Source organism: Enterobacter cloacae complex sp. 6730903, assembly GCF_048283985.1.
GTDB classification, from domain to species: domain Bacteria; phylum Pseudomonadota; class Gammaproteobacteria; order Enterobacterales; family Enterobacteriaceae; genus Enterobacter; species Enterobacter hormaechei_C.
The window spans coordinates 15758-36536 of the sequence record NZ_JBLVXX010000023.1 but is presented as its reverse complement, the minus strand read 5'-3'; the positions used below and the strand labels follow the sequence as shown (position 1 = coordinate 36536).

Sequence of the window (20779 nt, the reverse complement as noted above, 5' to 3'; positions counted from 1 at the left end):
GTTATTTACCGCTGAGCGAGTTGTGGATCATGTCGAGCCAGTTCGGCACGGTCAGATGGAAGGATTCGATCATCTTCATGTCGAAGCCGCGGAAGAAGCCGCTCAGCACGAACAGCAGGACGATCGCCGCCATCATCACTTTGGTGACGTGGTTCCAGCCGCTCTCTTCCACGCCTTTACCGATCAGAATACCCAGTACCAGACCCGGTACGGCGTTACCCATGATCAGCTGCGCCGCGCCGCCGAAGATGGTGGCCCAGAAGCCCGATTTTTTACCCGCGTCGATGGCCGCCAGCCAGAAGATCACCGGCATGACGGTGTTGACCAGCAGGTTAGCCGCCGGTACCAGCACCTTCACGGCGGTGACCTGAAGCGCTGCCGGAACGGAGGAGGCGGTCAGGTTAAGGAAGGTCACGACAATCATGCCGATGATGCCGCAGGCAATCGCCATTTTGCGCGGGTCATGCAGCGTTTCACCGACGTTACGGTTTTTGATCATCAGTGCAGCAGCACCCCAGTTCGGGATGATGCGGTGGTCAACGTCCTGTGTGAAGGCACCTGCGGCCACGGAAGAGGCCCAGGCGTTAAAGAAGAAACCTAACCCAAAGGAGAAGTGGGACGCCGGATCCCCTTCGCAGGAGTTCAGTTCCCCCAACGTACGAAACGCGCCCATACCCTGAGTGGTAGGCGCATGAAACATGCGTGCAGCCCCGGCGCCAACACCGACGCCAACCAGGCCGCCAATGATGAGCGATTTTATTAATATAATTAAGAACATCAGTCTGCCCTTTTATGAATAATCAGCGTTGCGTGACGAAGTCCACCTGGTCGAGATTGATGGCGGTCACGTTGACGGTCACATCCAGCTCCACGCTGTAGGTGCGTCTTTCCCGGCGCAAAAAGAAGAACAGAAACGCTTCTTTTCGCACCGCTTCTTGCGCCTGAACAACCTGCACATCCTGTGGCTCAATACGCAGTAAGATATGCGGTGAGGCTTTCATCACCGCGGCCTGAACGTGGTTGAGGGCGTCGGCAAAGGCGCACGCTTTGGCGTCGCCCTTCCCCTTCACTCTCACCGTGGTTGTGAACTGTTCTTTCATACTTACGCGCCGTATTTCTTCTGCCACGCCTGTACCAGACGCTCGCCCAGCTCTTCTTTATCCATAAAGCCAAAGCCCAGCACGTTGCAGCCTTCGTTGATGGCGGTCACCCCCTCATCCACGGAGCGCATGCCGTATTTGGCCTTGTAGCCATATTTGGTCTGAGCGGTGATGGCGCCCGCGCCGCCGCTGCCGCAGAAGGAGATCCCGAAGGTGGCGTTTTCTGCTTTCATCACGTCACCGAGCTTCATATCCGCTGCCATGCCCGGTACGACAACCGCGCGTCCGCCGGCTTTTTCCACACCCGCAGCCACTTTCTGACCTTTACCCAGGCGATCGCCAATCACGACTGTAATCTGTTCCATGTGTTGCTCCTTAAAGGTTGTCTTTCGCGACTTCGAAGTGAACGGAGAGCAGCCAGGCCTCTTCATCAGGAAGGTTGCCGAACTGCGCTACCACTTCACGGGCGAGTTGCATTGAATCTGGTGAAATTTCGTCGAACAGCTCTGCTTCAACCTCCGGCAGCGGCTCGCCGGTCACGGACCGGTGCGCCATTGCGCGAACGTGGGAGGTCAGCATCTGCTCCTGTACCGCGTTGGGAATGATGTTGTGCCGGGCCAGCAGGGCGTAGACCTGCTGAAGCATGGTGTTCGCGAGCTGTTCTGTTTGCACCGCCTGTTCCCCAACGTCGTTCATTACCGCTCCGTTAATCACTCGTCTTACCCCGTTAATGGCTCTGGAATAAAACTAACGTCGAGGGGGAATTGTTTGTAGCGAGTTGTTTTCCACTTCGAAGTGGAAAGGCGAGCAGCGGCAGTGATCTGTGCCACATAAATGCGGTGAATCTGTATAAATCGCTAGATTTACGTGATGAATATCACGCTATTACGCGGCAGTAGACTGCTAAGCGGAGTGGAAAAGATTACGAGCAGGCTCGTAGAAATGTGACGTGGATAAGGTTTTCTTATGGAGATTCGCTAGAGTGGCGGCGGGTGCTTGAGACTGACCGTCTCAGGCATGGGACGGAAAGTGGAAAGCCCCGCCTGATAAAAAATCAGGGCGGGGGCTCGAAACGACACGTCGGACCGTGGAGTTCGCTACCTCGCCCGCTTTAAAGCAAGGAGGCATCCATGAAACGCAGAAACCCAAGTATCGGGGTTTTGATGATTATTTCTTTGACAATAATCATCTTAACGCTGGTGACGAGGAAAACACTGTGCGAGATCCGTTTTCGTAACGGCTCGCTTGAAGTGACAGCGCGGATGGATTGTCGCTCCGGCAAGTAGGGAGCAACGATGCGGGGGCGCATCATGCGCCTCCGCATACGGGGAGAGGACGTACAGCTCAGGCACCCAATTAACGATACTTTTTGTGGTACGTGTTGCGGGTCGCGACAAACTGATCGGCTGCCGCCTGGGCTTCCTTCACTTTGCCTTCGTTCGCCAGCTTCAGCGCGCCGTCAATCTGGCCGACCAGCACGTCAAAGCCGTGACGGTAGTCTTTCATCTCGGCGCTGTCCGCCGCTTTGCTTTCCAGCTTCGGCGGCGTCGCTTTTTGCGCATCCAGCGCGGCTTCACGCATCTTCGTCAGTGCGTCTTTCATTTCCGCCGCATTGTCGGTTTTCTGCACCACCTTCAGGTTTTGACTGAGGATGTCCATGTTGTCTTCGAGATCGGCAGCAAACGCAGATGAGCCAAGAACCAGCGTTGAAGCCGCGACGATCGCTAACAGGTGTTTACGCATTGCTCACTTCCTTTTTTATTATTAATCACGCTCTTACAGGGATTATTGCCCGGCGATTTTCATCTCCGGCAGTAATACAGAACCACACTGAATATTGCTGCGTGTTTCAATATCGTTACCGACCGTAACAATATTGCGCCACATGTCCTTCAGGTTGCCGGCGATGGTGATTTCGCTCACCGGATACTGAATTTCACCGTTTTCGACCCAGAAGCCCGCTGCACCGCGAGAGTAGTCGCCGGTGATACCGCTCACGCCCTGCCCCATCAGCTCGGTGACCACCAGGCCGGTGCCCATCTCTTTCAGCATCTGTTCAAAATTCAGGCCCTGTCCGGCAATGCGCCAGTTATGAATGCCGCCCGCGTGCCCGGTGCTTTTCAGCCCCAGCTTACGCGCGGAGTAGTTGGTCAGCAGCCACTGGGTCAGAATGCCGTCTTTCACGATATCACGACGTTCCGTGCGTACGCCTTCGCTGTCGAACGGCGTGGAGGCCAGCCCTTTCAGCAGGTGTGGGTGCTCTTCGATGGTCAGCCATTCCGGCAGGATCTGCTTGCCCAGCGAGTCGAGCAGGAAGGTCGATTTACGGTACACCGAACCGCCCGCAATCGCCCCCACCAGATGACCAAACAGACCGGTTGCCACTTCGTTGGCAAAAATGACCGGGGCTTTCATGGTGGAGAGTTTACGCGGCGACAGGCGAGACAGCGTGCGTTCGGCGCACGCTTTTCCCACCCACTCCGGAGACTGCAAATCTCCCAGCGCGCGGCCAATGGTATACGCGTAATCACGCTCCATATCGCCGTTTTCTTCGGCGATGACGCAGCTGGAAAGCGAGTGGCGGGTTGAGCAGTACCCCTGCAACATGCCATGGGAGTTACCAAACACTTTAATGCCGTAGTGGCTGTTAAAGCTGCCGCCTTCGGTATTGGTGATGCGTTTGTCAGCCTGCAAAGAGGCCTGCTCGGCTCGCGCGGCCAGCTCAATGGCTTCATCCGGCGTCACTTCCGCGGGATGGAACAGATCGAGATCCGGCGCGTCAAACGCCAGCAGCTCTTTATCGGCCACGCCAGCGTAAGGGTCCGGGGAGGTGTAACGCGCGATATCCAGCGCCGCCTGCACCGTACGGGCGATGGCATCCGGGCTCAGATCGGTAGACGACGCGCTGCCTTTGCGATTCTGGTGATACACGGTGATCCCCAGCGCGCCATCGCTATTAAATTCTACATTCTCCACTTCGCCATAGCGGGTGCTCACGCTAATGCCGGTGGTTTTGCTGACCGCCACTTCGGCGCCATCTGATTTACCTGAAGCGAGCATCAGCGCGGTGGAGACGGCTTCTTCCAGGATCTTACGCTGCGCTTCAACTTGTGAGGTTACTTTCATCGCAAATGCCATACTGTAAGAGAGAGTTAAGTGAAGTCTAACAGAGAACCGTTTTTCAGTGCGCGTCTTAACTGGTAACATTAGCCTCTTTTTTTAAGGAGCCTGACATGACTAAGCAGCCCGAAGACTGGCTCGACGACGTTCCCGGTGATGACATCGAAGACGAAGATGATGAGATCATCTGGGTCAGTAAAAGTGAAATTAAACGTGACGCCGAAGAGTTAAAACAGCTTGGCGCAGAAATGGTAGAACTGGGTAAAAACGCGCTGGATAAGATCCCGCTCGACCAGGATCTGCGTGATGCCATTGAACTGGCACAGAAAATCAAGAAAGAAGGGCGTCGCCGCCAGCTTCAGCTTATCGGTAAACTGCTGCGTCAGCGCGACGTGGAGCCGATCCGTCAGGCGCTGGACAAACTGAAAAACCGCCACAATCAGCAGGTTGCGCTGTTCCATAAGCTGGAGCAGATCCGCGATCGTTTGATCGACCAAGGTGATGACGCGGTACCTGAAGTGCTGAACCTGTGGCCGAATGCCGACCGCCAGCAGCTGCGATCGCTTATCCGCAACGCGAAGAAAGAGAAAGAAGGGAATAAGCCGCCGAAGTCTGCGCGCCTGATTTTCCAGTATCTGCGCGAGCTGTCTGAGAACGAAGAGTAATCTGTGCGGGTTTGCGCCGGATGGCGGCGTAAACGCCTTATCCGGCCTACAAGGTCGTGCGAAAAAATGTAGGCCCGGTAAGCGCTAGCGCCACCGGGCTTTTTTTACTCTGCGGCCGCGGCTTTCTTCGCCAGACCGTCCAGCAGCTTCTGATGGATCCCACCAAACCCACCGTTGCTCATCACCAGAATGTGATCGCCAGGCTGTGCGGCTTTCACCACCATATCCGCTAAGACATCCACGTCCGCACTCCAGTGCGCCGGCTGAATGCAGGCGTCTGCCACTTCGGCCACCTGCCAAGGAATATGCTGCGGTTGCAGCAGGAAGACCTCGTCGGCACGCCCTAAGGACGGTGCGAGATCGTCTTTGCAGATGCCCATTTTCATGGTGTTCGAACGCGGTTCCAGCACGGCCAGAATGCGCGCGGTGCCGCCAACTTTGCCACGCAATGCGGCAAGCGTCGCCAGAATGGCCGTTGGGTGGTGCGCGAAATCGTCATACACCGTCACGCCGTGGGCTTCACCGCGCAGCTCCAGACGGCGACGGGCGTTGATAAACGAGCCCAGCGCATTGGCGGCATCCGCAGGCAGTACGCCCACGTGACGCGCCGCGGCGATCGCCATCAGGCCGTTGTGCATGTTGTGCTCGCCCACCAGGCCCCACTTCACCTCGCCCACTTTCTCACCGTCGAGCAGCACTTCCCATTCGGAGGCATCCGCGTTGAGCTTTTTCGCCTGCCAGTGCCCCTGCTCGCCAACCAGCTCCTGCTCGCTCCAGCACCCCATCGCCATAGTCTGCTTCAGGTTGATGTCGTTCTCCGGCAGGATAATGCGGCCCTGACCCGGAACAATGCGCACCAGATGGTGGAACTGTTTCTGAATCGCTTTCAGGTCGTCAAAGATATCCGCGTGATCGAACTCAAGGTTGTTGAGGATCAGCGTGCGTGGGCAGTAATGCACGAACTTGGAGCGCTTGTCGAAGAACGCGCAGTCGTATTCATCCGCTTCAATCACAAAGAACGGGCTGTCGCCCAGACGCGCGGAGACGTCGAAATTCCCCGGTACGCCGCCGATCACGAAGCCCGGCTTGTAGCCGCAGGCTTCGAGGATCCAGGTCGCCATACCGGCGGTGGTGGTTTTGCCGTGCGTCCCGGCAACGGCGACAACCCAGCGGTCGCGCAGGACAAAATCATGCAGCCACTGCGGGCCAGACATGTACGGGATATTGCGTTCCAGCACCGCTTCAACGCATGGATTCCCACGGGTCATGGCGTTACCCACGATCACCAGATCCGGCTGCGGCTCCAGCTGGCTGGCGTCATATCCCTGAATCAGAGAAATTCCCTGCTTCTCGAGCAGCGTGCTCATCGGCGGATACACATTGGCGTCCGAACCTGTCACTTCATGGCCCAGCGAGCGCGCCAGCATTGCCAGTCCGCCCATGAAAGTGCCACAAATCCCCAATATATGAATGCGCATACGTCACTATCCTTCTTCAATGTGGCGCACATTTTACTCACATGTCAGCGGCTGTGAAACGCATTTCAGGTAAATCCGTATTTTGCTGGCGCGATTCACCTCTGCGCTAATATTTGAATGTTTGTTAAGATTGTTGGACATCAACCGCTTTACTCAACATAAGATGCAGGGAAAGTGTTATGAAAACGTTAGGTGAATTTATTGTCGAGAAGCAGCACGAGTTCTCTCATGCTACGGGTGAGCTCACTGCTTTGCTGTCGGCAATAAAGCTGGGCGCTAAGATCATCCACCGCGATATCAACAAGGCCGGTCTGGTCGATATCCTGGGTGCCAGCGGTGCCGAGAACGTTCAGGGTGAGGTTCAGCAGAAACTCGACCTGTTCGCCAATGAAAAATTGAAAGCTGCACTGCGCGCGCGCGACATCGTTGCGGGTATCGCCTCTGAAGAAGAAGATGAGATCGTCGTATTCGAAGGGTGTGAACACGCGAAATACGTTGTTCTGATGGATCCGCTGGACGGCTCCTCCAACATCGACGTTAACGTTTCTGTCGGTACGATTTTCTCCATCTACCGTCGCGTCACGCCGGTTGGCACGCCGGTGACGGAAGAAGACTTCCTGCAACCGGGCAGTAAACAGGTTGCTGCCGGTTATGTGGTGTATGGCTCGTCCACCATGCTGGTGTACACCACCGGCTGCGGCGTACATGCCTTTACCTACGATCCGTCCCTGGGCGTGTTCTGCCTGTGCCAGGAGCGTATGCGCTTCCCGGAGAAGGGCAACACCTACTCCATCAACGAAGGCAACTACATCAAATTCCCGAACGGCGTGAAGAAGTACATCAAATTCTGCCAGGAAGAGGATAAAGCCACCCAGCGCCCGTACACCTCGCGCTACATTGGCTCGCTGGTGGCGGATTTCCACCGTAACCTGCTGAAGGGCGGTATTTACCTCTACCCAAGCACCGCCAGCCACCCGGACGGAAAACTGCGTCTGCTGTACGAGTGCAACCCGATGGCGTTCCTGGCCGAACAGGCAGGCGGCAAGGCGAGCGACGGTAAAGAGCGTATTCTGGATATCGTGCCGGAAAGCCTGCACCAGCGCCGTTCATTCTTCGTCGGCAACCGCCATATGGTGGATGACGTTGAACGCATGATCCGCGAATTCCCGGACGCGTAACGCGTAGAAAGGGGAGCCAGGCAGGCTCCCTTTTTTTCAGGCCGTTTGCGTCGTCAGCTTGAAGGAGGCCATCGCTTCCATCAGCTCGCGCGACTGCTCCTCCAGGGAACGTGTTGCCGCAGATGATTGCTGGACCAGCGCCGCATTTTGCTGCGCCGTTTCATCCATCTGGTTGACGGCGATATTCACCTGCTCAATACCGCGGCTCTGCTCCTGAGACGCCGTCGCAATTTCACGCATCAGTTTGGTCATACGCAGTACTTCGGTGGCGATCTCGTCCATCGTCTCACCGGCCTGCTGCGCCAGCTCGCTGCCCTCGTTCACGTGGGTTTGCGAATCGCTGATAAGCGAGCGGATCTCTTTCGCCGCATCAGCACTGCGGCTGGCGAGATTACGCACCTCACCCGCCACGACCGCAAAACCTCGCCCCTGCTCACCCGCACGCGCCGCTTCAACGGAGGCGTTCAGCGCCAGAATATTGGTCTGGAAGGCAATGCCGTCGATGACGCTCAGGATATCGGCGATGCGCGCCGAGCTGCCGGAGATGTCGCGCATCTTCTCAATGACATAGCAGACCATTTCGCTGCCGTGATCGGCGGTATCGGAGACCGACTTCGCCAGCTGGTGCGCCTGCTCGGCGTTATCGGCGTTAAGTTTCACCGTGGCGGTGATCTCTTCCATGCTGGCGGCCGTCTGCTCCAGCGAGGTGGCGGTGGATTCCGTGCGCTGGGCCAGGTTCATATTCCCGGCCGTCAGCTCGCGGCTGCCGGTATCAATCTGCGAGCTGGCCTCACGCACCCGCAGAACCGAGTCCATCAGCGACTGGCGCATCCCTTCGATCGCCGCGTTAAGGCGATTAAATTCCTGGCTCGCTGGCGCGTTCAGGGTATGGGTTAAATCCCCGGCCGCCACATGTTCCAGCTGGGCAATCGAGGCTGAAAGCGGCTTGAGCAGCATATGGCGCAGCACCAGCCAGGCCAGCACGATAATGCCAGCCGTCAGCAGCGCCGCGACGATAATCAGGATCAGCACGCGGGTTTTACTCGCCTGCACGGCGCCCACCTCCGCTTTACCGCGCGCCTCGCTCCATGCCTGGAACGCCTGCATATCGTTATCAAACTGCTTCGCCACCGGGACCAGCTTGTTTTCCAGCAGATCGTAATAGCTGTCCGCGCTTTGCTCGTTCAGGGCTTTCAGCATCGGGCTGATACCCTGCTGGTTGTACACCGCCAGGCTCGCGGCGACGTTATCCAGCAGCTTTTGCCCCTGCTCATCCGCCACGCCGCTGCCGATCACGTCCTTCAGCGTTTTCTGTGCCAGCGCCACTTCCTGGTTAATGGTTTTGACCGCCCTGGCCGCATCGTCCAGCAGGCCGACCTCCATCATGCGGACGGCCTGCCCCGCTTCGTTTCGCGCGCGCAGGATCAGCGTATAGCCGGCATTCAGCTGCACCATCTGTTCACCCTGAAGATGATTGATGCGCTGGAGAGAAGCGGAACTTTGTGTAAGGGCATAAATGCCGATGCCGCTGACAATCAGCAGCAGAAGGGTCATAACGGCCAGTAAAGAGAGCAAGCCGGTACGAATCGATAGCGTTTTAAGCATGATGTTATTTCCGGTAGCGAGATATTTCTGGGCATAAAAAAAGAGTATCGGCCGCTACCGGAAAATGTTTAGAGTTTAAGCAATTTCAGCATGTTATCGCTCTGTTACAGAGGTATTCACCCGGGTAACAGGTGAGCTCTGGCGGTTCTCCCACAGCACCGTCAGGCCGCGCTGAAGCGCGATAAAAATAAACAGCAGAATGCCGATGGCGATTTTGGTCCACCAGGAGCTGAGCGTGCCATCGAAGTTGATATAGGTCTGAATCAGCCCCTGGATCGCCACGCCAAACAGCGTGCCGAGGACTGTCCCCACTCCGCCGCTGAGCAGCGTACCGCCAATCACCACCGAGGCAATAGCATCCAGCTCAACGCCCACCCCCGCCAGGGCATAGCCTGCCTGGGTGTAAACCGAGAAAACAATCCCCGCGAGGGTGGCCAGCCCGGTCGAAAGCATGTAGATGCGGATAGTCGTGCTGCGCGTGGAAATTCCCATCAGGTTCGCGGACGTGGCGCTGCCGCCAATGGCATAAACCTGGTTACCAAACCGGGTACGGTGGGCGAGGAAGATCCCGATCACCACCACGCCCAGCATCAGCAGCCCCATTGCGCTCAGGCGCCCCCCGCCGGGGATTTTCCACGCCAGGCTGGAGAGTGTGTCGTAGATCGGATGGTTAATCGGAATTGACTCCTCCGACACCAGATAGCTCACGCCGCGCAGGAAGAACATCCCGGCGAGGGTGATGATAAAGGCCGGGATTTTCAGCGCATCGATCAAAAGCCCCATAAAGGCGCCGAACGCGCAGCCCATGACCAGCACCAGCGGAAAAGCCAGCAGCGGCGAAATCCCCCAAAAGCCAATCGCCTTGGCAAGGAACACGCCGGTAAAGGCGATCACCGACCCAACGGAGAGGTCGATCCCGCCGGAGAGGATCACAAACGTCATGCCGACGGCGATAATGCCTAAAAAGGCATTGTCGGTCAGGATGTTGCAAATCACCCGCGTGGAGGCGAAGCCCGGGAACTGGGTCAGGCAATAGAGGTACCCCAGCACGAACACGCCCAGCGTGATCATTAACGGCAAATTACGTTTTATCATGACCGCGGTTCCCCTTAATGAGAGTGATAAAGCGCGGCGACTGCACGATAAGTACGATAAGTACCACGACCGCTTTGACGACCTGATTCAGCTCCGGCTGGAACCCGGAGAGCAAAATACCGGTATTCATACCCTGAATAATCAACGCCCCCACCACCGAGAGCAGCAGATTAAAACGTCCGCCCATCAGCGATCCACCGCCGATAACCACCGCGAGGATCGCATCCAGCTCGAGCCAGAGTCCGGCGTTATTGGCATCCGCTCCGCGAATATCGGCGGCCACGATCACCCCGGCAATCGCAGCACAGACGCCGCTCAGCACGTAAGTCAGCATCACCATCAGCCGCGTATTTACCCCGGCGTTTTTCGCGGCCCGAATGTTAATCCCCACCGCTTCGATGAACATCCCGAGCGCCGTTTTGCGGGTGAAAAGCCAGAACACCACCAGCGTCACCAGCGCGACGATCACCGGCGTCGGGAAGAACAGAAAATTACCGCTGCCGATCCACGCCAGGCTCGGGGAGTTAAAGGTGACGATTTGACCGGAGGTGATAAGCTGCGCCACACCGCGCCCGGCCACCATCAAAATCAACGTCGCGACAAACGGCTGGATCTTGAGCACCGCGACCAGAATGCCGTTCCATAGCCCGGCTAATACACCGGAGCCCAGCGCGGCCAGCAGGACCACCGGCAGGCTATGTCCGGCGACGGTCATCGAGGCGGCGGTGGCGCCCGCAATCGCCATTACCGCACCGACGGAGAGGTCGATCCCGCCGGTGGCAATGACCAGCGTCATACCAATCGCCAGCAGCGCCACGGGTGCGGCACGGTTTAAGATGTCGATCGGGCTACCAAACAGGCGGCCATCCTGCACGACAATCTGAAAGAAATGCGGAGCCACCAGGCTATCCACCAGCAGCACCAGCAGCAGCGCCACGATTTGCGGCGTGCCGGTCGGCCAGCTGAAGCGGCGCTTCGCTTCGCCAGTTTGCGAAAGAGAACGGGACATCACATTTGACTCCTTACGCCGCGATGGCATTCATGATCGCCGGAACCGACAGTTTATCCAGCGGGATCTCTGCCACCTGCCTGCGATCGCGCATGATGATGACGCGATCGGCATAGCCGACCAGCTCCTCCAGCTCAGACGAGATCACCAGCAGCGCCAGACCGTCGGCGCAGAGCGTTTCGATAAGCCGGATGATTTCGGCGTGCGCGCCCACGTCGATACCGCGCGTGGGCTCGTCGAGGATCAGGAACTGCGGTTTGGTGAGCAGCCAGCGAGAGAGGAGAACCTTCTGCTGATTACCGCCCGAGAGGAACTCGATGGGCTGTTCCGCGCTCGGGGTACGGATACCGAGCTGGCGGATGAAGCGCTCGGCAATCGCGTTCTGCTCGCGCTTAGGGATCGGACGCAGCCAGCCGCGCTGGGCCTGTAGCGCCAGAATGATGTTTTCCCGCACCGAGGCGGCGGCAATAATCCCGTCCGTTTTCCTGTCCTCCGGACAGAAGCCCACGCCGAGGCACGACGCCTGATGCGGTGAACGTAGCGTTTGCGGTTTGCCTTTGATCAGCGCCGTTCCGCTGTCGGCAGGTTTGATCCCGAAGATGACTTCGGCGGTTTCGGTGCGCCCGGAGCCTAACAGCCCCGCCAGACCCACAATTTCACCGGGGCGTACCTCGAGGTTAAACGGCGCGATGGTCCCTTTTCTGCCGTAATCGTGAAACGCGGCGATCGGTTTTTCGCTCAGCAGCGTACGGCCCGCGCGCTGAAGCGCGTTGGTCTCGAGCTCGCGGCCCAGCATCATTTTGACCAGCTCTATCTGCGGCAGCTCGCGGGTTTCCCGGCAGCCGACAAAGCTGCCGTTGCGCAGCACCGTTATACGGTCGCTCACCTCGTAAACCTGATCGAGGAAATGCGTCACGAAAATCAGGCTGACGCCCTGATTACGCAGCTGGCGCATCAGGGTAAAAAGCATCTCCACTTCCTGGGTATCGAGGCTGGCGGTGGGTTCATCGAGGATCAGCACTTTCGCCGAGAGATCGATAGCGCGACAGATCGCGACGATTTGCTGCATCGCTACGGAAAAACGGTTCAGCGGTTCGCGCACGTCGAGAGAGAAGCCATACGATTCCATCAGCTTCGCGGCGCGCGCTTCCATCTCTTTGCGGCGCAGCAGGCCAAAGCGTCTGGGTTCGCGGCCAATAAACAGGTTATCCGCTACCGACATGTTTGGCAGCAGGTTCACTTCCTGGTAGACCGTGCCGATCCCCAGTTGCTGCGCATGCGCGGTGTTTTTGGGCGAAATGGCGTTACCTTCCAGCCAGATAGCGCCGCGATCGGCGTGATAGACCCCGGTCAGGGTTTTAATCAGCGTCGACTTCCCCGCCCCGTTTTCGCCGAGCAACGCCATGATCTCCCCCCGCCGCAGGCTGAAATCAACGTTATCCAGCGCCTTAACGCCAGGGAAAAATTTACTCAGGCCCTCTGTGCGGAGGATTTCCTGGTGTTGTTCGGTGGTCATGGTTTCCCCCTCACCCTGACCCTCTCCCCGGAGGGGAGAGGGGACTATGTCGTGCCCATCTTTAATTTTCTGCCCAACCCGCCCTTTTCCCTCTCCCCTCCGGGGAGAGGGCTAGGGTGAGGGGGCGAGGGCTTAGTAGCCCATATTTTTCTTCTTCTCTAACTCTTCTTTCGCCGTGTCCGGCAGGTAGAGCGTGGATTTGGTGATGGTCAACTTCTCAGGCTGGGTGCCGTCTTTCTTGAATTTCTCCAGCGCATCGAATGCCGGGCCCGCCATATTTGGCGTCAGCTCCACGCTGGCGTTCGCTTCGCCGTCAATCATCGCTTTGTAGATGTCCGGTACGCCGTCGATCGAGCCGGTGAGGATATCTTTGCCCGGCTTCAGGCCCGCTTCTTTGATGGCCTGGATGGCGCCGATCACCATGTCGTCGTTGTGGGCGTAAACCATGCAGATATTTTTGCCGTTATTTTCTGCCTTGATGAAGCTTTCCATGACCTCTTTACCCTTGCTGCGGGTGAAGTCGCCGGACTGAGAACGGATGATTTTGATGTTTGGTGCTTTAGCGATGGCCTCCGCGAAACCTTTTTTACGGTCGATAGCCACGCTCGCCCCGACGGTGCCCTGCAACTCAACCACGTTACACGGCTTGCCATCCACCTGCTTCACCAGCCAGTCACCAATCAGTTTGCCTTCCAGCACGTTATCGGCGGTGACGGTGGTCATATAGAGAGATTTGTCTTTTACGTCGATGGAACGGTCGAGCAGGAAGACCGGAATTTCAGCATCTTTGGCTTCCTTCAGCACCGGCTCCCAGCCCGTGGCGACAACCGGGGCAATAAAGATGGCATCCACGCCCTGAGCGATAAACGAGCGCACCGCTTTAATCTGGTTCTCTTGCTTTTGCTGACCATCGGCGATTTTCAGCGTAATACCGCGCTTTTCAGCCTCACTTTTCGCCACATTCGTTTCAGCGGCGCGCCAGCCAGATTCAGATCCGACCTGCGAAAATCCAACGGTTAAGGGTGCGGCCATCGCCATAGACGACATGGCTGCCGAAACTGCTGTAACAAGAAGTAAGCGCTTCCACATATGAACGTCCTCGTAGGGTAGGTTATTGTTGGTTAAAAGATGTTCCGCGGATGAACTATAGCCAATGGAATATGTTACGGATTGCGTTACATCACACTTCAGAAAAGTGAATAAAACGTTAATCACAAGTTTGTAATCGCTTTCATTTCAACATTTAAAATGCGGCTGAGTTTATGGATTATCCTGTCATGGAAACGGTCTGAAAAGTGAAGGCGCGAGGGAGAGAAGACGAAAACAGGCGGAGACTTTCAGCGCCAGTTGGCTATAATACCTGCCACTTGTTTACCATCCATTTTAAAGGACACCGACATGAGCTTACTCAACGTCCCTGCGGGTAAAGAACTGCCAGAAGACATCTACGTTGTGATCGAAATCCCGGCCAACGCAGATCCAATCAAATACGAAATCGACAAAGACACCGGTGCGCTGTTCGTTGACCGTTTCATGTCTACCGCCATGTTCTATCCGTGCAACTACGGCTACATCAACCACACTCTGTCTCTGGACGGTGACCCGGTTGACGTACTGGTCCCAACGCCATACCCATTGCAGCCAGGCTCCGTCATTCGCTGCCGTCCTGTTGGCGTGCTGAAAATGACTGACGAAGCGGGTGAAGATGCGAAACTGGTTGCCGTACCGCACACCAAGCTGAGCAAAGAGTACGATCACATTAAAGATGTGAACGACCTGCCAGAGCTGCTGAAAGCGCAGATCGCCCACTTCTTCGAGCACTACAAAGATCTCGAAAAAGGCAAATGGGTTAAAGTTGAAGGCTGGGATAACGCAGAAGCGGCGAAAGCAGAAATCATCGCCTCCTTCGAGCGTGCTGCTAAGAAGTAATTCTTACTGCTGAGACTAAGCCCCGCGAGTCGGGGCTTTTTTGTGCCTGGAGAGTTTCGCCCGGCGGCGCTACGCTTGCACGGGCCTGCAATCAGCAAGAGGCGCAAAACGACAACGCCACCTTACGGTGGCGTTGTCGTTTTTCAGAACTGGTCTCTGTCTAACCAGTTACCGCTTTCAATCAACGTTAACCCGTCGACCGAACGTTGGTACACGTACATCCATGCACTGCCGTAAGGCGTCTGGATCAACTGGCGAGCGTATTCACCGCCCCTGGTGCGCAAGGCATCAAGTTCGGCCAGCGTGGCATTATCAATACGATAAACCTCACCCTGTACCGTTCCGTTCCCCGGAACCGCGCCTGGATAGTGGCCCAGACTGTACAACTGGTAGTTTTCGATTGTGTAATTTCCCAGCAACTGGGCGTTGGTCATCCAGTGGCTGTTGCCTTGCCTGGTTCGTAAACTGCCGTAAACAAATATTCGCATTGCTAAAACTCAAACTGATAGAGCAGATCAAGTGCCTGGTCTACGCCGGACACTGCTTCCAGATATAGCTTAGGCATCAGGCGATAACGTAACGTGAGTGTAGCCAGTGAGTCAAAGATCCCCACGCCATATTTTACCTGTAGACCCGGCAGTACATAGCCGCTGACCACTACCTGCGAAGAGTCACCCACGCCCTGAGTGTCCAGCGCCAGATTGCTTACGCCAAACGTCTCGCCGATTTTACCCACAACCTGACCACTTTGTGCAACCCCCAGACCGACTAACATTGATGTCATTGCCGCACCATCGCCCTGTTGGCTATCCAGACCCTGGCCGCGCAGGAGGTAAGAGAGCGCTTCCTGTTGCGACATGGCCGGGTCAGAGAAGATTTCTGCCTTAGGTTCATCGGCGGAGCCCGTCACGCGCACGCCTGCAATCACATCATCTTCGGTGGCTTCCGGGTTACGGATCGCTTCGATATTGAGTACCGGCTGATCCGGTGGACCGGAGAACAGCAGCTCGCCTTTACGCACAATCAAATCCTGCCCGTAGGCATGGAAGCGCCCTTCAGGAATATTGATTTGTCCATTGAGGCCAAGTCCCTGTTGATCCTGCGCCACTTTCAGGTCACCCGTGAGTCTCGCCTTCAGCCCAAACGCGTCCAAACGCACGTTATTCCCCACGTGCACGATAAGATTACTATTGATCGGTATGCCAGCGCTCTTCTGTTCAACAGGTTTCAGATTTTCATTGAGCATAACTTCGTCACTGGAGACGCCAACCGCGCTTTCCGGCACCTCGTGAACCACGATGCGCGCCCACGGTACGTCAACACGGCCATCCAGGGTGAAGAGACTCGGCGTTGCCTCAAAGACCACGTCTGGCGACACGTCCAGGCGCACCATCGGCGGTACCGTGATACGCACCCTGCTGCCCTTGGCCGCAATACGGGCGCGCCAGTTGTCGAGCTGGCTCCAGTCTGCGTCACCGCTCAGGTTGATTTGTCCCTGCTGCGTCAGCACTGAGCCACTGAGGGTTGAGCTTTGGCCGTTAAAGTTCATCGTCAGCTGGCTTGGCTGCATATCGAACGGCATAAAGTTACCGTCAATGTCCACGCCGTTTAACCGCATCTGGCCAAACAGCTGTGGGCTTTGCGCATCCCCCGCCAGACGCAGGTTGGCGCTGAGCATCCCCGCCGCCTTTTCTCCCCGCGAGAAGATCGGATTCACCATCGCCAGGTTGAAGTTGCGAATATTGACGTTGCCGCCGAGATTGCGCCGCCCTTGCGGATCGGTAATTTGCACCTGTCCGTCAAACTGACCGTTGTTGGTCAGGCGGATCAGCCATCCCAGTTCCGCACGATTGTTACGCAGGTCAGCGTTCACATTCAGGGTGTCGAACGCCACCGGCAGCGGCGCGTCATTGACCTCCTGCGTCACCTTCACGTTACGCCCGGAGAGGGTAACGCTGCCCTGCGGCAGTCCCTCTTTGGTGGTGTCCCACGCGACGTCCGCTTTACCGCTGAAGACCCCGCTGGCCTGGGTGGTTTCCGGCATAAACGGTTTCAGCATCGCCAGGTCGAAACGGTTGAGGTTGATCTGCGCGCGTCCTTCCGCGCCCGCATCAATGGTCTGCGGCACGCACAGCTCAGCATTCGGGTTGGTCCAGCAGTGTGGCCCAATGCTGATCTTTTGCTCCGCGTTGCGGTAATCCAGCGCGACAGACCGCGACAGCACCAGCGGGCCGACCGGCGTGCTGAAGCGGGTGTTATCCAGCACGCCTTTCCAGCGCGTCGCCTGGCGGTCAAAACTGCCCGTCAGGTGCAGCTGCCCGGAGACCGGCTCGCCCTGCACACGTAGCTGGAGATCGTGCTGCTTTTCGTTACCTTTTGCCGCCAGCGTGACCAGACTGATGTTCACGTCCGGCTGAGAGATACGCTCCACGCGCAGATCCAGGTTTCCGCCGATCTGATCGGTGGATTTCACGTCTCCCTCGACGCGTACGCGGGCAATAGAAAGTTCCTGCCAGCGCAGGTTATTGGCGGTGATGTCCGCCAGCAGCTGCGGCGCCTCCACCGTACCGCGAACCTTCACTAACCCCTTCGCCGTGCCGCCAAGACCCGGCAGGGCGTTATCGAGATTTGGCGCGTCGATGGTGGCATCCAGATTGAGGTCTTTCACGCCCAGCTCGCCTTTAATATCCGCCGTGTTGCGACCCAGCGCCACGTGCAGTCCCGGGATCACCCACTGGAGATAGCTGTTGCCCTTAAGCGAGCCCTCTACGTTGACTTTGTTCTGCTTCACGTTGCCAGTGAGCTTGAGTTCCGGCACGTCCATCTGCCAGGTGCCACCGTACAGGCTACCGCGGGTTTTGATCAGGCCATCCAGTTTTGACGGCCAGTCCGGGACCTCTTTAGCGGTGTTGATCCCGGTCAGCTTCAGCTCGCCGCGCCAGCTGATCGCCTGCTGCCAGTCGAGCAGCGCGGTCAGCTCGGTTTTTCCTTCCAGCGCCGCCACGGTCAGCTTGTCGAGGTTAACCTGCAACTCGTTACCCTTCGCATCCAGGGTGATATCGGCGGGCGGTACCCCCTGCCCCTTCACTGCCGTGCGGAACGACAGCGTGTAGTCGGTCATTTTGCCACTCAGCTTCAGCTTCAGATCGTCAGCCTGGAACTGTTTTTCGCCGGTGAACGGCCAGTAAAGCTGCTTGCTGACCACCTCAAGGTTGAGCGGTAAACCGGCCTCTGCCAGCTGGGTTTGCCCGCGCAGCACCATATCCACCGGGCCGGAGAGGTTCACGCCGAACTCCAGCTTCTCGCGCAGCGCGCCGCCAACTTTCACCTTCACCTTTTCGCCTTTCAGCGGATCGATGTTCAGGGCGCTGTTCAGCGTAATATCTACCGGCCAGTTGTCGCGCAGCAGCGCATTGCCTGAGGCGTTGACCGACCCCTGGTTAGTATCAATATCCAGCGCGTCGAGCTTCATGTTGCCGTCGATACTGCTGACTTTAAGCAGCATGTTGAAGACCGTCAGATCGGTATCGCCGGTCAGACGCAACTGCTCGCCTTTAAACTCTTCGATATTGAGGTTCAGCGGCAGATGCACGTCGGTCATCTCCGGCAGAACTGGTTTCGAGAAGAGATCTTTCAGCGTTTCGCCCAGCGGTTTTTCTTCCGGCTGCGGGTTCTGGATCTTCGGCTCGACGATCTCTTCCTGCGCCACGTCGGCCACCTTCGGCAGCGCAATCAGCAGCCCTTGCAGGGAGGTTGGGGTCAGGGTGAGGTTTTTCTCCTGCCAGCGCAGGCCGGAGGTGAAATCCATCACGGATACCGTCGTGTCGTCGATTTTGATATTCACGTTATCCAGTGCGACCCGGTAAAGCGCAATCGGGTACGGCGTGGAGAGGTTCAGCGGGCCGCTGTCCTCTTCTTCGACAGGCTCGGACTTCGGCATTTTTTTGGAATCTATCGCCACGTTAACGTCTTTTAGCGACAGATCGTTTACGCACAGCTGGCTGTCCCGCAGGCAGCCGAGCTTGACCGCCAGATGAAACTCGCCCGCGTTCACCGCCACACCGGGCTGTTCATAACGAATATTCTTCAGGCGCAGATCGCGCCAGCCGCCCGTTACCTGGCCGATTTCCAGCCCCGGCACCCAGCGGTTCGCGGCGTTAAACAGCAGATGCAGGCCCGTGGTGGTGCCCACCAGAAACGCCACCGTACCGAGCAGTAATACGATAAAAATCAGCACCCCGAGGCTTATCTTCTTCCATAAACTCATAATTCAGGCCCCAGACCGATGTAAAACTGTAAACCGTGTTCGTCTTTGTCGCCCACCGGAACGGCGAAATCGAGCTTGATGGGCCCGACCGGTGACTGCCAGCGCACGCCCACACCCGCGCCGGTTTTGAAATCGCTGCGGCGGATATCGTTCACCGCTTCACCGCCGTCAACGAACATCGCTCCCCACCACTTGCCGCTGACGTTGTACTGGTACTCCAGCGAGCCGGTCGCCAGTTTTGACGCCCCGGTCAACTGGCCTTTGTCGTTTTCAGGTGAGATCGATTTGTACTTATACCCGCGGATGCTGCGGTCGCCCCCGGCGAAGAAGCGCAGATCCGGCGGAACGCGTTCGAAATCACCCGTCTCAATCCAGCCGAGGTTACCGCGCATCACAAAGCGGTGTTTGTCGTACAGCGTGCGGATCCAGACGTTTTGCGCCTGAAAGACGGAGAAGTCTACGTCGGAGCCCCAGGCGGTGTTGGAGTAATCGATGGAGTAGCGCTGAGAATCGCCCCAGGTCGGCATCAGGCCACCGCGCGAGCGGGTACGGCTGATCATCACGCCCGGATAAAGCAGCATGGTGGTGTTGGTGACGTTTGCCTGGGTAAAGTGGTCGAGGCTCCAGCGCAGGTTAATGGCGCGCTGCCAGCCGCTGGAGAGATCCCAGAAGCGTGATACCGCAAGCGTCGTCGAGTCCTGCTCGGTATCGTTCAAATCGGTACGCTTAAAGCCGCCCTGCACGAGGTAGTATTGCTCAAGCGGATTTTTCAGCAGCGGCATTTTATAGCTGAAGTCCAGCTGCTGTTCAGGTGCAGACAGGCTGACGCTGGTGGTCAGGCTGTGGCCGTAGGAGTTCATCCACGGTTTTTTCCATGAGGCTTTCACGCGCGGGCCGACGTCCGTGGAGTAGCCAACACCGGTCTCAATGGTGTTCTCGGTGCGCGGAGAGACCACGCCATGCAGCGGTAACACTTTCGTTTTACGGGATTTATCAAATTCCGGCGCTACCACCACGGAGTTAAACCAGCCCGTCGCGGACAAACGACGGTTCAGCTCGCCCAGGTCGCTGGACTGGTAGTAGTCGCCCTTTTTAAACGGCACCAGATTTTGCAGATACTCGTCACGGATTTGCGATCCTTCGAAGGTCACATCGCCAAACCGGTAGCGCTCGCCGCTGTCGTAATCGATATCCCAGAATGCCTGACGTCGCTCAAGCGCAACGCCAAGCTGGCTTTTGTTGAACTGGCTGTCGAAGTAGCCTTTGCGCAGCGAAACGCTGGTTAAGGATTTTTTAAAACGATCGTAATCCCCGTGATTGAGCACGGTGCCCACTTTCGGACGGGTGCTGAGCAGATCCAGGTAGTCACGATCCGTGCGCGCACCGCCGCGCAGCACCACGTTCGTGCCGCCAATCAGGACGGGTTCGCCCGGCGAGACGCGGGCAATCAACACCTGGCGTCCTTTCGCCGGCGGCGGGCGTAAATCGAAATCGATGGTGGGTTCGTAGTACCCCAACGCCTTTAAGCCTTCGCGGATGGCGTCATCCACGCGCGCGCGAAAACGCCGATCCGGCGTGACCTCATCGCTCTGGATGGTAGAAAGCTGCGCACGCACGTTTTTTTCCAGCGCCCCGGATAACCCCTCAACCTGCAAACGGACATTCGCCGCGCTGGCAATCCCGCTGGTCAGCAGTAAGCTGACTAAACATAACTGGCGGATCTTTGTCACGTTTTCTCCTGAATATCCCTGTTTCCACCCTGGAAGCAAATGCAGTGCCGCTCCGCGGCAAAATACGGCCTGAAAGCCAAAAACCCA

At 57.3% G+C, this 20779-nt stretch carries 19 protein-coding genes; 4 read left to right on the top strand and 15 right to left on the bottom strand.

Going from position 1 to position 20779, the window contains the following annotated elements; translation table 11 throughout:
- Position 1 precedes the first annotated feature (1 nt).
- Genes ACNQ0W_RS13800 through ACNQ0W_RS13785 form a run of 4 tightly spaced genes read right to left on the bottom strand, consistent with a single transcriptional unit; the run spans position 2 to position 1814 of the window.
- A complete protein-coding gene (locus ACNQ0W_RS13800) occupies positions 2-778 on the bottom strand; it encodes a DUF4311 domain-containing protein (RefSeq protein ID WP_006810337.1) in 777 nt (258 codons plus the stop codon).
- 22 nt (positions 779-800) lie between these two features.
- Positions 801-1100, bottom strand: a complete 300-nt coding sequence (locus tag ACNQ0W_RS13795; protein WP_062932459.1) for a DUF4312 family protein — start codon at positions 1098-1100, stop codon at positions 801-803.
- Positions 1101-1102: 2 nt separating this feature from the next.
- Positions 1103-1465, bottom strand: a complete 363-nt coding sequence (locus ACNQ0W_RS13790) for an SFCGS family glycine-rich protein (protein WP_006810339.1) — start codon at positions 1463-1465, stop codon at positions 1103-1105.
- Positions 1466-1475: 10 nt separating this feature from the next.
- Positions 1476-1814, bottom strand: coding sequence for a PRD domain-containing protein (locus tag ACNQ0W_RS13785; protein ID WP_026080657.1), 339 nt, complete (start codon positions 1812-1814; stop codon positions 1476-1478).
- A 416-nt stretch (positions 1815-2230) separates the two neighbouring features.
- On the opposite strand from ACNQ0W_RS13785, the gene ACNQ0W_RS13780 reads away from it, so the two are divergent.
- Positions 2231-2386, top strand: coding sequence for a Hok/Gef family protein (locus ACNQ0W_RS13780; protein ID WP_017383916.1), 156 nt, complete (start codon positions 2231-2233; stop codon positions 2384-2386).
- A gap of 70 nt (positions 2387-2456) precedes the next feature.
- Here ACNQ0W_RS13780 and cybC read toward each other — a convergent pair whose 3' ends face one another.
- A complete protein-coding gene (gene cybC, locus ACNQ0W_RS13775; protein WP_062932460.1) occupies positions 2457-2843 on the bottom strand; it encodes a cytochrome b562 in 387 nt (128 codons plus the stop codon).
- Positions 2844-2885: 42 nt separating this feature from the next.
- Positions 2886-4238: a metalloprotease PmbA gene (gene pmbA / locus ACNQ0W_RS13770; RefSeq protein WP_062932461.1), complete on the bottom strand. Its 1353-nt coding sequence runs from the start codon at positions 4236-4238 to the stop codon at positions 2886-2888.
- A 95-nt stretch (positions 4239-4333) separates the two neighbouring features.
- Here pmbA and yjgA point away from each other — a divergent pair, with 95 nt between their 5' ends.
- Entirely contained in the window at positions 4334-4885 is a 552-nt protein-coding gene (yjgA, locus tag ACNQ0W_RS13765; RefSeq protein WP_017383918.1) for a ribosome biogenesis factor YjgA, read from the top strand.
- Positions 4886-4989: 104 nt separating this feature from the next.
- On the opposite strand, the gene mpl is transcribed toward yjgA, so the two are convergent.
- Positions 4990-6363, bottom strand: a complete 1374-nt coding sequence (mpl, locus tag ACNQ0W_RS13760; RefSeq protein ID WP_017694649.1) for a UDP-N-acetylmuramate:L-alanyl-gamma-D-glutamyl-meso-diaminopimelate ligase — start codon at positions 6361-6363, stop codon at positions 4990-4992.
- A gap of 179 nt (positions 6364-6542) precedes the next feature.
- Here mpl and fbp point away from each other — a divergent pair, with 179 nt between their 5' ends.
- Positions 6543-7541 (top strand): class 1 fructose-bisphosphatase, encoded by a 999-nt coding sequence (gene fbp, locus ACNQ0W_RS13755; protein ID WP_003856070.1) that lies wholly within the window; start codon positions 6543-6545, stop codon positions 7539-7541.
- Positions 7542-7577: 36 nt separating this feature from the next.
- Here the strand turns inward: fbp and ACNQ0W_RS13750 are convergent, their stop codons facing one another.
- The 5 genes from ACNQ0W_RS13750 to ytfQ form a co-directional block, all read right to left on the bottom strand.
- A complete protein-coding gene (locus ACNQ0W_RS13750) occupies positions 7578-9146 on the bottom strand; it encodes a methyl-accepting chemotaxis protein (protein ID WP_062932462.1) in 1569 nt (522 codons plus the stop codon).
- A 93-nt stretch (positions 9147-9239) separates the two neighbouring features.
- Positions 9240-10241 (bottom strand): galactofuranose ABC transporter, permease protein YjfF, encoded by a 1002-nt coding sequence (gene yjfF, locus ACNQ0W_RS13745; RefSeq protein ID WP_062932463.1) that lies wholly within the window; start codon positions 10239-10241, stop codon positions 9240-9242.
- Positions 10228-11253 (bottom strand): galactofuranose ABC transporter, ATP-binding protein YtfT, encoded by a 1026-nt coding sequence (gene ytfT, locus ACNQ0W_RS13740; protein WP_160863346.1) that lies wholly within the window; start codon positions 11251-11253, stop codon positions 10228-10230. Before ytfT ends, yjfF begins: the two co-directional genes overlap by 14 nt.
- A 10-nt stretch (positions 11254-11263) precedes the next feature.
- Positions 11264-12766, bottom strand: a complete 1503-nt coding sequence (ytfR, locus tag ACNQ0W_RS13735) for a galactofuranose ABC transporter, ATP-binding protein YtfR (protein WP_017383923.1) — start codon at positions 12764-12766, stop codon at positions 11264-11266.
- Positions 12767-12898: 132 nt separating this feature from the next.
- Complete coding sequence (ytfQ, locus tag ACNQ0W_RS13730) at positions 12899-13855, bottom strand: galactofuranose ABC transporter substrate-binding protein YtfQ (protein ID WP_017383924.1); 957 nt, start codon at positions 13853-13855, stop codon at positions 12899-12901.
- Between the two features lie 309 nt (positions 13856-14164).
- Between ytfQ and ppa the strand changes: the two genes are divergently transcribed.
- On the top strand, positions 14165-14695 hold the full coding sequence (gene ppa / locus ACNQ0W_RS13725; protein ID WP_006810347.1) for an inorganic diphosphatase: 531 nt from the start codon (positions 14165-14167) through the stop codon (positions 14693-14695).
- Positions 14696-14838: 143 nt separating this feature from the next.
- Here ppa and ACNQ0W_RS13720 read toward each other — a convergent pair whose 3' ends face one another.
- Genes ACNQ0W_RS13720 through tamA form a run of 3 tightly spaced genes read right to left on the bottom strand, consistent with a single transcriptional unit; the run spans position 14839 to position 20692 of the window.
- Complete coding sequence (locus ACNQ0W_RS13720; protein WP_017383925.1) at positions 14839-15183, bottom strand: gamma-glutamylcyclotransferase family protein; 345 nt, start codon at positions 15181-15183, stop codon at positions 14839-14841.
- A 2-nt stretch (positions 15184-15185) separates the two neighbouring features.
- Positions 15186-18962, bottom strand: coding sequence for an autotransporter assembly complex protein TamB (gene tamB, locus ACNQ0W_RS13715; protein WP_032608368.1), 3777 nt, complete (start codon positions 18960-18962; stop codon positions 15186-15188).
- Positions 18959-20692 (bottom strand): autotransporter assembly complex protein TamA, encoded by a 1734-nt coding sequence (gene tamA / locus ACNQ0W_RS13710; protein ID WP_022650273.1) that lies wholly within the window; start codon positions 20690-20692, stop codon positions 18959-18961. Before tamA ends, tamB begins: the two co-directional genes overlap by 4 nt.
- Positions 20693-20779 lie beyond the last annotated feature (87 nt).

Coding starts and splice junctions, on each gene's coding strand:
- yjgA (WP_017383918.1), top strand. CDS start 4,334: ATGACTAAGCAGCCCGAAGACTGGCTCGACGACGTTCCCGGTGATGAC.
- yjfF (WP_062932463.1), bottom strand. CDS start 10,241: ATGATAAAACGTAATTTGCCGTTAATGATCACGCTGGGCGTGTTCGTG.
- mpl (WP_017694649.1), bottom strand. CDS start 6,363: ATGCGCATTCATATATTGGGGATTTGTGGCACTTTCATGGGCGGACTG.
- ACNQ0W_RS13795 (WP_062932459.1), bottom strand. CDS start 1,100: ATGAAAGAACAGTTCACAACCACGGTGAGAGTGAAGGGGAAGGGCGAC.
- ACNQ0W_RS13720 (WP_017383925.1), bottom strand. CDS start 15,183: ATGCGAATATTTGTTTACGGCAGTTTACGAACCAGGCAAGGCAACAGC.
- fbp (WP_003856070.1), top strand. CDS start 6,543: ATGAAAACGTTAGGTGAATTTATTGTCGAGAAGCAGCACGAGTTCTCT.
- ACNQ0W_RS13790 (WP_006810339.1), bottom strand. CDS start 1,465: ATGGAACAGATTACAGTCGTGATTGGCGATCGCCTGGGTAAAGGTCAG.
- ACNQ0W_RS13750 (WP_062932462.1), bottom strand. CDS start 9,146: ATGCTTAAAACGCTATCGATTCGTACCGGCTTGCTCTCTTTACTGGCC.
- ppa (WP_006810347.1), top strand. CDS start 14,165: ATGAGCTTACTCAACGTCCCTGCGGGTAAAGAACTGCCAGAAGACATC.
- pmbA (WP_062932461.1), bottom strand. CDS start 4,238: ATGGCATTTGCGATGAAAGTAACCTCACAAGTTGAAGCGCAGCGTAAG.
- ytfQ (WP_017383924.1), bottom strand. CDS start 13,855: ATGTGGAAGCGCTTACTTCTTGTTACAGCAGTTTCGGCAGCCATGTCG.
- ytfR (WP_017383923.1), bottom strand. CDS start 12,766: ATGACCACCGAACAACACCAGGAAATCCTCCGCACAGAGGGCCTGAGT.
- ACNQ0W_RS13780 (WP_017383916.1), top strand. CDS start 2,231: ATGAAACGCAGAAACCCAAGTATCGGGGTTTTGATGATTATTTCTTTG.
- tamB (WP_032608368.1), bottom strand. CDS start 18,962: ATGAGTTTATGGAAGAAGATAAGCCTCGGGGTGCTGATTTTTATCGTA.
- ACNQ0W_RS13800 (WP_006810337.1), bottom strand. CDS start 778: ATGTTCTTAATTATATTAATAAAATCGCTCATCATTGGCGGCCTGGTT.
- cybC (WP_062932460.1), bottom strand. CDS start 2,843: ATGCGTAAACACCTGTTAGCGATCGTCGCGGCTTCAACGCTGGTTCTT.